Consider the following 12024-nt stretch of genomic DNA (forward strand, 5'->3'; position numbering starts at 1 on the left):
CTCTCCCTCCCACCATCGTCGAGTTCACCCCGCGATGTTTTTCTGGCCTTGCGACTCTTATCGTCTTTAAGTATCGTTATGCAAGTCAGATAATTCGGGAGAGCAGAACAGTGCCGAAAATCGGCCTTCCACCAGCGCTGACGCGCAATTTGCGGCTGCCTGCGATCGCCGCGCCGATGTTCCTCGTGTCGGGGCCGGAGATGGTGATCGCGGCATCGCGCGCCGGCGTGATCGGCAGCTTTCCCGCCCCCAATGCGCGTACGTCGGCCGATCTCGAGAATTGGGTCAGCCGGATCGACGCGGCGTTGTCGAACGAGCCCGAAGCGGCCGCATGGGCGGTCAATCTGGTCGTCCATCCGTCGAACAGTCGCCTGCCCGAAGATCTCGCCTGCGTCGTGCGCCACAAGGTACCGCTCGTGATCACCGCACTCGGTAGCCCGGCGCGGGTGGTCGAGGAAATCCACAGCTACGGCGGGCTCGTCTTCGCCGACGTCAACTCGGTCGGCTTTGCCCGCAAGGCCGCCGCAGCCGGGGTCGACGGACTCGTGCTCGTCGCCGCGGGCGCGGGCGGCCACACCGGTGCGACCGCGGGTTTCGCCTTCGTCGAGGAGGTGCGGCAGTTCTGGGACGGGCCGCTCGTCCTCGGCGGCGCAATCTCGACCGGGCACGCCGTCCGCGCGGCGGAGATACTCGGCGCCGATTTCGCCTATCTCGGCACCTCGCTGATCGCCTGCGCCGAGAGCATGGCGGTGCAGCCATACAAGGACATGGTGGTCGCGGCGGGCGCCGAGGACATCGTTCCTTCGAAGGGTATCACCGGTGTGACCGCCAACTGGCTGAAATCGAGCCTGATCGCCGCGGGCTACGACCCCGCCAATATGCCCGAAGACAAACGTCCCAATTTCTCGGACGCACAGGACGACGCGAAGGCGTGGAAGAATGTCTGGTCCGCCGGGCAAGGCGTCGGCGCCGTCCGCGCAGTCGAACCTGTCGCGGAGATCGTCGACCGCCTCGTCAGGGAATATGATGCCGCCGCCGCAAGGCCGCGCTTTGCCGCCGCCGAAGGAGTCCTCGCATGACCGCACAGCTCGTCGACACGATCCGGACCACGATCCAGCCGAACGACCATCCCTATATGAAAGACGCCTGGCGCCCGACCTATAATGAATGGAACGCGATCTTCGCGAACGGCGATGCCGAGGTGATCGGCAATATCCCGACCGACATCGACGGGGTTTACGTCCGCACCGGCGAGAACCAGATTCACGAGCCGATCGGCCGCTATCACCCCTTCGACGGCGACGGCTTTATCCACGCGATCTCATTCAAGGGCGGCCGCGCGAGCTATCGCAGCCGGTTCGTGCGCACCAAGGGGTTCGAAGCCGAAAAGGAAGCCGGCCGCTCGCTGTGGGCGGGGCTGATGGAGCCGCCGCACAAGTCGACGCGCCACGGCTGGGGGGCGCAGGAGTGGTTGAAGGATAGTAGCTCAACCGACGTTGCGATCCATGCCGGCAAGATCATCTCGACCTTCTACCAGTGCGGCGAAGCCTATCGGCTCGACCCCTTCACGCTCGAACAGTTCGGTACCGAGAGCTGGGTGCCACTCGACGGGATTTCGGCGCATTGCAAGGTCGACCTCGCGACCGGCGAGCTTATGTTCTTCAATTACTCGAAGCACGCACCTTACATGCATTATGGCGTCGTCGGCGCGGACAACAAGCTGAAGCACTATATCCCGGTGCCGCTCGCGGGGCCGCGGCTGCCGCACGACATGGCGTTCACCGAGAATTACACGATCCTCAACGACATGCCGCTCTATTGGAACGAGGAATTGCTCGAGCGGAACCTGCACGTCGTCCAGTTCCATCCCGACGAAAAGACGCGCTTCGCGATCATCCCCCGCCACGGGAGTCCCGAGGATATCAGATGGTTCGAGGCCGAGCCGACCTACACGCTCCACTGGCTCAACGCGTGGGAGGAAGGCGACGAGATCATTCTCGACGGCTATTATCAGGAAGAGCCGATGCCCAAATCCTATCCGAACGCGCCCGAGGGGCTCGAACGGATGATGGCCTATCTCGACCAGGGATTGCTGAAGCCGCGCCTTCATCGCTGGCGCTTCAACCTCAAGACCGGCGAAACGACCGAACAGCGGCTCGACCACCGCGACCTCGAATTCGGCATGTTCAACCATCGCTATGCCGGCAAGCCCTATCGCTATGCCTATAGCGCGATCCCCGAGCCGGGCTGGTTCCTGTTCCGCGGGCTGGTCAAGCACGACCTCGATGCCGGAACGAGCGAGGAATATGAGTTCGGGCCGGGCCGCTTCGGCAGCGAAGCGCCCTTCGCCCCGCGCACCGATGCGAAGGACGAGGATGACGGCTATCTCGTGTCCTTCATCGCCGACCTCGAAACCGACACATCCGAATGCGTGCTGATCGACGCGAAAAATGTCGCGGCAGGGCCGGTGTGCCGGATCATCCTGCCCGAACGCATCTGCTCGGGCACCCACACCGTGTGGGCGAGCGGCGACGATATCGGCATGGGTCCGAACAGCGTGCTGGCCGCCTGAGATGATCGTTGCGGGAGAGGAAAAAAGGCGGCGGCATCGGGATAGCGGCTGGTGGGGCGACAAGAATTTCGCTGACCTGTTCTTCGCCAACGCGGCGGCGCATCCCGACCGGCTGGCGCTGGTCGATGCACCGAACCGCGCGGACTTTGCGTTCGGCGCGGCGCGACGGCTAACCTATGCAGAGCTTGAGGCCGAGATCGATCGGCTCGCGGGAGCACTGGTAGTCGCAGGGACCGGCAAGGACGATGTGCTGCTCGTCCAGCTTCCGAACATCAGCGAGTTCGTCGCGCTCTATTTCGCGGCGGCGAAGATCGGCGCGATCGTCAGCCCGGCGGCGGTGCAATATCGCAGCCATGAGCTGAAGGGCATGATCGGCGTCGCTGAGCCGAAAGCCTTCGTCTGCTCGACGCAGGTCAAAGGTTGCGACCATGTCGGCGTCGCAGCGCCGTTGCTCGATGGCATCCAGTTGATGACCTTCGGGCCCGATGCCCCGGCGGATGCGCTCGACCTGTCGACCGCCACCGGCGACGCCGAAACCCTCGCCGCGCATGTCGCCGCGAACCCGGTCGATGCCGACGATATCTTCACCATCTGCTGGACCTCGGGCACCACCGGCGTTCCCAAGGGCGTGCCGCGCAGCCACAATCACTGGATTGCGGTCGCGGGCGCGGGTTACGAGGCGATGAAGGTCGGGCCGGGCGATGTCCTGCTCAACCCCTTCCCGCTGATCAACATGGCGAGCATCGGCGGCATCACCATGTGCTGGCTGACCAGCGCCGGCACGATGGTGCTGCACCATCCCTTCGATCCCGGCGTCTACCTCAAGCAGATCGCGACCGAGCGGCCGAGCCTGACGATCGCGCCGCCCGCGGTGCTCAACATGCTGCTGCAGAACGAGGCTTTGCTGGCGAGCGTCGACCTGTCGAGCCTGCGCGTCATCGCCTCGGGCTCGGCCCCGCTCGCGCCCGCGATGGTGCGCGGCTTTCAGGAAAAGCTCGGCATCATCATCGTCAATGTGTTCGGGTCGAACGAGGGGATGAGCTTCATCACCGGCGAAGGCGACATGCCCGATCCCGACAAGCGCGCGAGCCTGTTTCCGCGCCGCGGCACCTATCAGCGCCCCTATGGCGAAGGCCGCGCGCCCAATATCGAGAGCCGGCTCGTCCCGCCCGGCGGCGGCGATCCGATCGAGGCCGACGGCGTATCGGGCGAATTGCAGATCCGGGGGCCGACGCTGTTCGAGGGCTATCACAACGCCCCTGACCGCTCCGCCGAGGCCTTTACCGACGACGGCTGGTTCCGCACCGGCGACCTGTTCGAGATCGCCGAGGGCGGCGACTTCTACCGCTTCGTCGGGCGTTGCAAGGATCTGATCATCCGCGGCGGGGTGAATATCTCGCCCGAGGAGATCGACCAGCTTCTGGGCGGCCATCCGCTACTCGCCGAGGCCTGCACCTTTTCGCTCCCCGACCCGACGATGGGCGAGCGTATCGGCCTCGCCTATGTCCCGCGCGGCGCCGACGATGTCGGGATCGGCGAAGTCGCCGACTATCTGCGCGGCCACGACCTCGCGGTGTTCAAACTGCCCGAGCGCCTGTTCCGCTTCGACGCTTTGCCGCGCAACGTCACCAACAAGGTGATGCGCAGCGAAGTCCGCGACATGGCGCTCGCAAAGCTCGAAAAGGAAGCCTGACATGGCGAAAGACGTCTTCATACTCGGCGGCGCGCAGACCGACTTCTCGCGCAACCTCGAACGCGAGGGCGGCGGCCTGTTCGAACTGTTCCGCGACGTCGCCGAAGCGGCCTTCGTCGCGACGGGGATCGAACCTAGGGAAGTCGAGACCGCGCATGTCGGCAATTTCGTCGGCGAACTGTTCGCGGGGCAAGGCCAGCTCGGGGGCTTCTTCGGCCACGTCCATCCCGATCTCGCCGGCATCCCCGCATCGCGGCACGAGGCCGCCTGCGCCTCGGGCAGCATCGCGATCCTCGCCGCCGCGGCCGAGATCGAGGCCGAGCGCTATGGCCTCGCGCTCGTGCTCGGCATCGAGCTGATGCGCAACGTCCCCGGCCAGCGCGCCGCCGAATATCTCGGCGCCGCTGCATGGGCGGGGCGCGAGGCGCAGGAGGCGCGTTACCTGTGGCCGTACATGTTCGCGCGCGTCGCCGAGGAATATGAGGAACGCTTCGGGCTCGACCGCGCGCATCTGCGCGGCATCTCGGCCAATAATTTCGCCAATGCCAAGAGGAACCCGAACTCGCAAACGCGCGGCTGGGCGGTCACCGACGATCATCTCGGCGAGAATGACGAAGTCAATCCGCTGATCGAAGGGAGCCTGCGCAAGTCCGATTGCGGGCAGGTTACCGACGGCGCCGCCGCGATCTTCCTCGCCTCGCGCGAGGTTGCCGAAGCCTATGCCAAACGCCGCGGAATCCCGCTCGCCGGCATTCCGCGTATCAAAGGCTGGGGCCATGCTACCGCGCCCCTGCTCTATTCGACCAAGGTCGCGGACAGCCGCGGCGGAGATTATGTCTTCCCCAGCGTACGCAAGGCGATGATGGACGCGCTGCGCCGCGCCGAAATGCCCGACATCTATGCCTGCGACGGGGTGGAGGTGCACGACTGTTTCTCGATCACCGAATATATGGCGATCGATCATTTCGGGATTACCAAACCGGGCGAAAGCTGGCGCGCCGTCGAGGACGGCACCATTGCGCTCGGCGGGAAATTGCCGGTCAATCCGTCGGGCGGGCTGATCGGCCTTGGACACCCTGTAGGTGCCACGGGCGTGCGGATGTTGCTCGACAGCTGGCGGCAGGTCACCGGCAACGCCGGCGACTATCAGGTCGAGAGCGCTCGTAACTTCGCAACCTTCAACGTCGGCGGCAGCGCAACCACGGCCGTCAGCTTCGTCGTCGGCACCTGATTTGACCGAAGTCTATATTTATGACGCGGTGCGCACACCGCGCGGCAAGGCGCGGCCTGATGGCGGGCTCGCCGGCCTGGGCCCGCAGGAGCTGGTACGCGGCCAAATGGCGGCGCTCAGCGCCCGCTGCGGCGACTTCACGCCCGAGGCGTTGATCCTCGGCTGCGTTACGCAGAGCGGTACACAGGGCGGGCATATCGCGATGCTGGCAAAGTTGCACGCGGGCCTGCCCGACGCCTGCGCCGCGCACAGCCTCAACAATTATTGCGCATCGGGGCTGTCGGCGATCGGCCAAGCGGTCGCGAAGGTCGCTAGCGGCGAGATCGGAGTCGCACTCGCGGGCGGGGTCGAATCGATGAGTTCGGCGCCCTTTCTGAGCGACCGTGCGGGCTTCTATACCAACGAAGAACTGCCGCCGCGCGCGCGCTTCGTGCCGCCAGTGCTCGGCGCCGACCGGCTGGCACACGCCGAAGGCATCACCCGCCCCGAACTCGATGCGGTTGCCCTCACCTCGCAGCGGAAGGCGGCGGCGGCGGAAGCCGATCGGTGTCTGCAGGCCTCGCGCATCGCAACCGGTGCGCTCGCGGGTGAGGAATGCATTCGTCCGCAAACGAGCGCGGAGTCACTCGCCGCTGTGCCCGCCGCATTTGGCGAACTGCAGGCGCAATATGCCGGCGCGCTCGAAGGCGCGACCTTCGAACCGCTCCACAGCATCGCGCATGCGCCACCGATCTGCGACGGTGCCGGGCTTGCGTTGGTCGGCGGCGAAGGACTGGGCATCGCCCCCCGCGCCCGAGTGGTCGCTTTTGCCGAGATCGGCGGCGATCCCGCGGCGTCGCTGACCGCGGGGTTTGCGGCGATGGACAAGGTGCTGACGCGCGCCGGGCTGACGCTGAACGACATGGACCGGATCGAATTCATGGAGGCTTTTGCCGTTACAATGGCGAAATTCCGGCGCGACCGGGGCGTCGACCCGGCGCGCGTCAACGTGTCGGGAGGGCACCTCGCCAAGGGGCATCCGATGGGCGCCAGCGGCGCCATCCTGACCTCTACCTTGCTCGATGCACTCGACGCGTGCGACGGGCGGCATGGGTTGGTCGTGCTGACCGGCGCGATGGGCGTCGGCGCGGCGATGATCGTCGAGCGGCAATAGTCGTTGCGAAATAGCGCGCCTGCGTTATGGCCGACCCGCGCGGGGTTTCCCCGCGCATGATCGCGCCGGTGCCCGAAAGGGTTTAATAGGGAACGCGGTAAGGGGCGATATATCGCACCGAAACCGAGGCTGTCCCTGCAACTGTAAGCGGCGAGCGCGATGCACCGTCCGGGTTTCGACGCGGACAGCCACTGGGGTCACCTGGGAAGGCGTGCATCGAGCCCTGACCCGCAAGCCAGGAGACCTGCCGGCGTGGGTCGCTCAATGCCAAGGCCCAGGGAAAGGCCACGGCACGGAGATTTCCGTCGAGCGACGAACAGGCGGCTGGGGCCGCCTCGGTGCCGGGGTTGCAGGCCATTACGCCACTTGCGACTCCAGCATCGGTCGATTGCGTCCGCGCGTCGGCAGGCTCCGCCCTCGTTGCCGGCGTGCGGGGGTTTCCAATGAAGACGCGAACCGACGCCGAACACACGGCGAAAATGAAGAAGATCCAGGCAGCGCAGGCGAAGAAGGTCGCGGCCAAGACGGTCGAAAAGGGGCTGGTCATCGTCCACACCGGTCCCGGCAAGGGCAAGACCTCGGCCGCGCTGGGCATGGCGGTGCGTGCGATCGGGCACGACATGAAGGTCGGCGTCGTTCAGTTCGTGAAGGGCGCGATGACAACGGGAGAAAAAGCGGTGTTCGACCGCTTCCCCGACCTCATCGAATTCAAGCCGATGGGCGAGGGTTTCACCTGGGACACGCAGGACCGGACGCGCGATATCGCCGTCGCCCGCACCGCATGGGAAGAGGTCAAGCGCATGATCGCCGATCCGGGCTATGCGATGGTGATCGCCGACGAACTCAACATCATTCTCCGTTACGACTATCTGCCGGTGAATGAAGTGCTCGAAGCGCTCGGCACGAAGCCGCACATGACGCATGTGATCATCACCGGCCGCAACGCGCCCGAGGCGTTGATCGACGCCGCCGACCTCGTCACCGAGATGGCGCAGGTGAAGCATCCGTTCCGCGAGCAGAATGTGAAGGCGCAGAAAGGGATCGAGTTCTGATGCGGCGGCGCGGCCTTGTGGCGGCGGCCGCCCTGCTCGGCGGCACGAGCCTCTTGTCGGCTGCCTCCCCCGCTCCGCACGCGAAGGCGCCGGGAGTCCCGCAGCGCATCGTGTCGATCAACCTGTGTGCCGACCAGCTGGTGCTCGCGCTCGCCGACCGGCAGCAGATCGCCGGGCTGACGAAGAACGCGGCCGACACCGCCATGTCAGGTGAAGCCGCCAAAGCGCGCGGCATTCCGCTGCTCAGCAATTCGGCCGAACAGATCCTTGCGATCGAACCCGACCTGATCATCGGCATGCCGGCGAGCCGTAGCGCGGCGCTCGCGGCGCTGCCGAAGCAGGATTATCCGCTGCTCGACCTTTCCACTGCCAACACACTCGACGATATCCACACCTCGATCCGCGAGACGGCGACCGCGGTCGGCCATCCCGAGCGCGGCACCGCGCTGATCGCGCGGATGCAGCGCGAGCTTGCGGGTCTGGCCAGACCCGGCAAGGGCCGCGTCGCCGCCTATTACCAGCGGCGCGGCTATATGACAGGCACGGGCACGCTGATCGACGAGCTGATGCGGCGCGTCGGGCTGGTGAACCTCGCGGGCAAGCTCGGCAAGCCGCCGCTGTCGCAACTGAGTCTCGAGGAAATGGTCGCAGCGAGGCCCGACTTCCTGATCGTCGAGAGCGCAACCGACCTGGTGACCGACCAGGGGAGCGAAATGCTGCATCATCCCGCGATCAGGGATATTCCGCGCATCAGCGTTCCGCAGGCGTGGACCGTGTGCGGCAGCCCTGCCTACACGCAGGCGGCGCGCAGCATGGCGGCGCAGATCGCACGGATCGACAGGAGTCGCTCATGAGCCGCTTCGCCCTTCCCCGCTGGTTGCTGATCGCGGCGCTGGCGGCGCTCACGCTGGTCGCGGCCGCCGGATCGCTGCTGTTCGGCGCGGTTGACCTGTCGGTGGCGCGGCTGCTCGCCGCCGCGAGCGGCGACGGCGACCGGGTCGCGTCGATCATCCTCTTCGACCTGCGCCTGCCGCGCACCATGCTGGCGCTCGGCGTCGGCGCGATGCTCGGGCTCGCGGGTGCGGCGCTGCAGGGCTATCTGCGCAACCCGCTCGCCGAGCCGTCGGTGCTCGGCACGTCGAACGCCGCGGCACTGGGCGGGGTCGCGGCGCTCTATTTCGGGATCGCCGAGCTGCACCCGGTGATGCTGCCGCTGCTCGCCACGGGCGGTGCGCTGCTGTCGCTTGCGCTGCTGTTCATCCTGTCGGGCCGGGCCGAAAGCCCGCTGACCCTGATCCTCGCCGGAATCGCGGTTGGCACGTTGGCAGTGGCGGGAACGAGCCTCGCGCTCAACCTGTCGCCCAATCCGTTCGCGGCGATGGAGATCATGACCTGGCTGCTCGGCAGCCTTGAGAACCGGTCGTTCGACCATGTGTGGATCGCGCTGCCGTGCATCGCGATCGGCGGCGCGATGCTGCTGTGGAACGGACGCGCGCTCGATGCGCTGACGCTCGGCGAGGATGCCGCGCAGGCGCTCGGTACGGATCTTCGGCGGACGCGGCTCCGGCTGCTGATCGGCACCGCGATCGGAGTCGGCGGCGCGGTCGCGGTGTCGGGGGCGATCGGTTTCGTCGGGTTGATCGTGCCGCACCTGATCCGTCCGCTCACCGACCGCAGCCCGTCGGCGATCCTGCTTCCCTCGGCGATCGGCGGCGCCGCGCTGCTGACGCTCGCCGACCTGGGCGTCCGGATCATTCCGACGACGAACGAACTGAAACTCGGCGTGGTTACGGCCTTTCTGGGAGTTCCGGTCTTCCTCCTCCACCTGATGCGGGAGCGGCGGCTATGGTGAGCATCGCCCTGAACCATGTCGGCGTGACGCTCGGCCGCCGCGCCGTCGTGCATGACGTCAGCGCCGCCTTCGGCCCCGGCACGCTGACCGGGATCGTCGGCCCGAATGGCGCGGGCAAATCGACGCTGGCGCGCGCGATGCTTGCGCTGGTGCCTGCCAGCGGCAGGACAGAGATCGACGACATCGACGTGACGGCGATGCCGCGCGGCGAGCTGGCGCGGCGGATTGCCTATGTCCCGCAGGGGCAGACTTTGCACTGGCCGCTGACCGTCGAGCGACTCGTCGGGCTTGGGCGCCTGCCGCACCTCGCGCCGATGTCGCGGATCACCGATACCGACACGGCGGCGATCGAGCGCGCGATGGCGCGCGCCGACGTGCTCGATTTGCGCAACCGGATCGCGACCGAACTGTCGGGCGGCGAACGCGCACGCGTGCTGTTCGCGCGCGCACTCGCGGTCGAGGCGCCGGCGCTGATCGCCGACGAACCACTCGCAAGCCTCGATCCCGGGCACCAGATCGACGTGATGGAGCTGCTCCACGCCGAAGCGAGAGGCGGCGGGCTGGTGATCGCTGTGCTGCACGACCTGACGCTCGCGGCGCGCTATTGCGATCGGCTCCTATTGATCAACGGTGGACGCATCATTGCCGACGGCACGCCTGGCGAGGTACTGACCGCCGAGAGGCTGCGCACGGTTTATGGCATCGACGCAGAGGTAGAGACGGGCGGCGAGTGGCCGACAATCACGCTGTTCGGTCGCGCGTAATGAGCGCCGAAACACTGTTCGCCGAACAGGGATATGTGGCGGTGCCGCTGTTCGATGCGGCGCAGGTCCGCGCGGCAGCCGATGATATCGCCGAACATATCGATCGCGTGTCGCGCGCGCTCTATCTGCCCTTCGACCGAAGCTGCCCCGATACGCCGCTGGCCGAGCGGATCGACCGGGTGTTCGCGCACGAACGCAGCGTCGCAAACCTGCTGCGCGTCGCGATCTGCACCGATGCGCATCGCGGGGCGCGACTGCAGGCGCTCGTCAATGATCCACGATTGATCGAAACCGCCGGGCGGATCGGCGGCCGCGCCTTGTCGGGAAAGATGGCGCGCGTTCGCGCGAGCATCGCCTGCTTTCCCGAGCATCGCCACGCCTGGCACAGCGACGTCGCACGCGACGACGGCACCGGATGCGGCAAGGTCGCGGTGACCGCGTGGATCCCGCTGAGCGATGCCGGGCCCGAAAGCGGCGGGCTGGAGATTGCGGCGGGGCGCCAGCCCGCGCCGCTCGCGAGCGAGGGCGACGATGGTTTCGAAATCCCCGAATGGCGGCTCGCCGGCCTGCCGCGCGTGCAGCCCATATGTCCGGCAGGGACGGTGCTGTTCCTCGATCGCTTCACCCCGCACCGCACCCTGCCCGCGCGCGCGACACGCTTCGCGCTCGTGGTGTGGATGAAGGCGGCCTAGCCGCTCCCGCCGCTGCGGCAAAAGCCGACGACATAGTCGATGATCATCCGGTCGCGCTGCGGCGACGGCGGGCCGAGCACCCCCTGCGCATGGGGCGGCAGATGGTCGACCGCATGGGTCGCGCCCTCGCCGAAGACATAATGGTCGAACCAGGTGCGCCATGCCTCGCGTTCGCTGTCGGGAAGCTCGCGGATCGAGTGCATCGCGAGCATCAGCGCGGCGAAGGGAAAGCGGTCCTGCCGCTGTCCGAACCAATAGTTGACGAGGACATTGAGCGCGCCCTCGCTGCGCACATGGTGCCACCACATCGGCGGCATGTAGATCGCATCGCCCGGTACGAGCTCGGCGACCATCTTGTGCCGCTCGGCCTCGGCATAGAGCGGGTAGCGCGCATGGTCGGGATGGTCGGGATCGACCATGCTCGTCGGCTGGCCCGCGATCGTGCGCTCGACGGGGCCGACATAGAGGTTCGATATCTGCCCGGGCGGAAAGAGCGTGAAGCGGCGGCACCCCGCGACGACGACGGCGATGTTCGCCGCCATGTCGTAATGCGGCGCGATGCGGCTGGCGTTGCCGACCCAGATGCGCGGATCGACGCCGGTGTCGACCGGCAGCGGATTTTCGGCGGCGAAGTTCGCGACGCTTTCGGGGGTCGGGGTCGATCCGGCATAGAGGCTCGGCGCATCGGCGGTGCCGCGCAGCGCAAGCAGCCGCTCGACGAGCGCTGTCATCGGCATCTTTTCGCTGCGGAAATTCACACTGCGCATGTCGTCGGTGTAGAAATGGCGCCCGCCGGTTTCGGGCGGGCCGACCAGCACGGTAAGCGGCTTGCCGTTGTCGCGCGCCGCGAGATAGCCGGCGATCGCCTCGTCTCCCGCACCCGCTGCGGCGACCGCGGGCCAGTTCGCCGCGATGCCGCGGACAATGACGGGACGGTCGGCCGCCGCGATCGCGCGCGCGATCGCGGCACGGTCGCTGCCCGATATCTCTTCCAGCGTGTCCGTCACTCCGTCTC

General features: G+C 67.0%; 11 protein-coding genes and 1 riboswitch. Of the genes, 10 read left to right on the plus strand and 1 reads right to left on the minus strand.

The window, feature by feature from the left end; all coding sequences use genetic code 11:
* Positions 1 to 110: 110 nt before the first annotated feature.
* The 10 genes from JHC57_RS03875 to JHC57_RS03920 all read left to right on the plus strand — a co-directional run bounded on the left by JHC57_RS03875 (position 111) and on the right by JHC57_RS03920 (position 11009).
* Positions 111 to 1079, plus strand: a complete 969-nt coding sequence (locus JHC57_RS03875) for a nitronate monooxygenase (RefSeq protein ID WP_294028729.1) — start codon at positions 111 to 113, stop codon at positions 1077 to 1079.
* Positions 1076 to 2572 carry a carotenoid oxygenase family protein gene (locus tag JHC57_RS03880; protein WP_294028730.1) on the plus strand — a complete coding sequence of 499 codons (1497 nt, stop codon included), beginning with the start codon at positions 1076 to 1078 and terminating at the stop codon, positions 2570 to 2572. Before JHC57_RS03875 ends, JHC57_RS03880 begins: the two co-directional genes overlap by 4 nt.
* Before the next feature lies 1 nt (position 2573).
* On the plus strand, positions 2574 to 4265 hold the full coding sequence (locus JHC57_RS03885) for a class I adenylate-forming enzyme family protein (RefSeq protein WP_294028731.1): 1692 nt from the start codon (positions 2574 to 2576) through the stop codon (positions 4263 to 4265).
* A gap of 1 nt (position 4266) precedes the next feature.
* Positions 4267 to 5496: an acetyl-CoA acetyltransferase gene (locus JHC57_RS03890; RefSeq protein ID WP_294028732.1), complete on the plus strand. Its 1230-nt coding sequence runs from the start codon at positions 4267 to 4269 to the stop codon at positions 5494 to 5496.
* Position 5497: 1 nt separating this feature from the next.
* Complete coding sequence (locus JHC57_RS03895) at positions 5498 to 6649, plus strand: acetyl-CoA C-acyltransferase (protein WP_294028733.1); 1152 nt, start codon at positions 5498 to 5500, stop codon at positions 6647 to 6649.
* 49 nt (positions 6650 to 6698) lie between these two features.
* Positions 6699 to 6916, plus strand: a riboswitch (cobalamin riboswitch).
* Positions 6917 to 7092: 176 nt separating this feature from the next.
* On the plus strand, positions 7093 to 7701 hold the full coding sequence (gene cobO, locus JHC57_RS03900; RefSeq protein ID WP_294028734.1) for a cob(I)yrinic acid a,c-diamide adenosyltransferase: 609 nt from the start codon (positions 7093 to 7095) through the stop codon (positions 7699 to 7701).
* On the plus strand, positions 7701 to 8555 hold the full coding sequence (locus tag JHC57_RS03905; RefSeq protein WP_294028735.1) for an ABC transporter substrate-binding protein: 855 nt from the start codon (positions 7701 to 7703) through the stop codon (positions 8553 to 8555). Before cobO ends, JHC57_RS03905 begins: the two co-directional genes overlap by 1 nt.
* A complete protein-coding gene (locus tag JHC57_RS03910; RefSeq protein ID WP_294028736.1) occupies positions 8552 to 9553 on the plus strand; it encodes an iron ABC transporter permease in 1002 nt (333 codons plus the stop codon). Before JHC57_RS03905 ends, JHC57_RS03910 begins: the two co-directional genes overlap by 4 nt.
* Positions 9547 to 10317: an ABC transporter ATP-binding protein gene (locus JHC57_RS03915; protein WP_294028737.1), complete on the plus strand. Its 771-nt coding sequence runs from the start codon at positions 9547 to 9549 to the stop codon at positions 10315 to 10317. Before JHC57_RS03910 ends, JHC57_RS03915 begins: the two co-directional genes overlap by 7 nt.
* Positions 10317 to 11009: a hypothetical protein gene (locus JHC57_RS03920; protein ID WP_294028738.1), complete on the plus strand. Its 693-nt coding sequence runs from the start codon at positions 10317 to 10319 to the stop codon at positions 11007 to 11009. The genes JHC57_RS03915 and JHC57_RS03920 overlap by 1 nt, the downstream gene beginning before the upstream one ends.
* Here JHC57_RS03920 and JHC57_RS03925 read toward each other — a convergent pair.
* Positions 11006 to 12016: a cupin-like domain-containing protein gene (locus tag JHC57_RS03925; RefSeq protein WP_294028739.1), complete on the minus strand. Its 1011-nt coding sequence runs from the start codon at positions 12014 to 12016 to the stop codon at positions 11006 to 11008. The two genes, JHC57_RS03920 and JHC57_RS03925, sit on opposite strands and share 4 nt — an antisense overlap.
* Positions 12017 to 12024 lie beyond the last annotated feature (8 nt).

Origin of the sequence: Sphingopyxis sp., from assembly GCF_016463645.1 — a bacterium.
Classification (GTDB): Bacteria; Pseudomonadota; Alphaproteobacteria; order Sphingomonadales; family Sphingomonadaceae; genus Sphingopyxis.

Bases quoted from the DNA above. Each gene is read 5' to 3' on its own strand.
- JHC57_RS03880 (WP_294028730.1), top strand. From the start codon at position 1,076: ATGACCGCACAGCTCGTCGACACGATCCGGACCACGATCCAGCCGAAC.
- JHC57_RS03885 (WP_294028731.1), top strand. From the start codon at position 2,574: ATGATCGTTGCGGGAGAGGAAAAAAGGCGGCGGCATCGGGATAGCGGC.
- JHC57_RS03890 (WP_294028732.1), top strand. From the start codon at position 4,267: ATGGCGAAAGACGTCTTCATACTCGGCGGCGCGCAGACCGACTTCTCG.
- cobO (WP_294028734.1), top strand. From the start codon at position 7,093: ATGAAGACGCGAACCGACGCCGAACACACGGCGAAAATGAAGAAGATC.
- JHC57_RS03905 (WP_294028735.1), top strand. From the start codon at position 7,701: ATGCGGCGGCGCGGCCTTGTGGCGGCGGCCGCCCTGCTCGGCGGCACG.
- JHC57_RS03910 (WP_294028736.1), top strand. From the start codon at position 8,552: ATGAGCCGCTTCGCCCTTCCCCGCTGGTTGCTGATCGCGGCGCTGGCG.
- JHC57_RS03915 (WP_294028737.1), top strand. From the start codon at position 9,547: ATGGTGAGCATCGCCCTGAACCATGTCGGCGTGACGCTCGGCCGCCGC.
- JHC57_RS03920 (WP_294028738.1), top strand. From the start codon at position 10,317: ATGAGCGCCGAAACACTGTTCGCCGAACAGGGATATGTGGCGGTGCCG.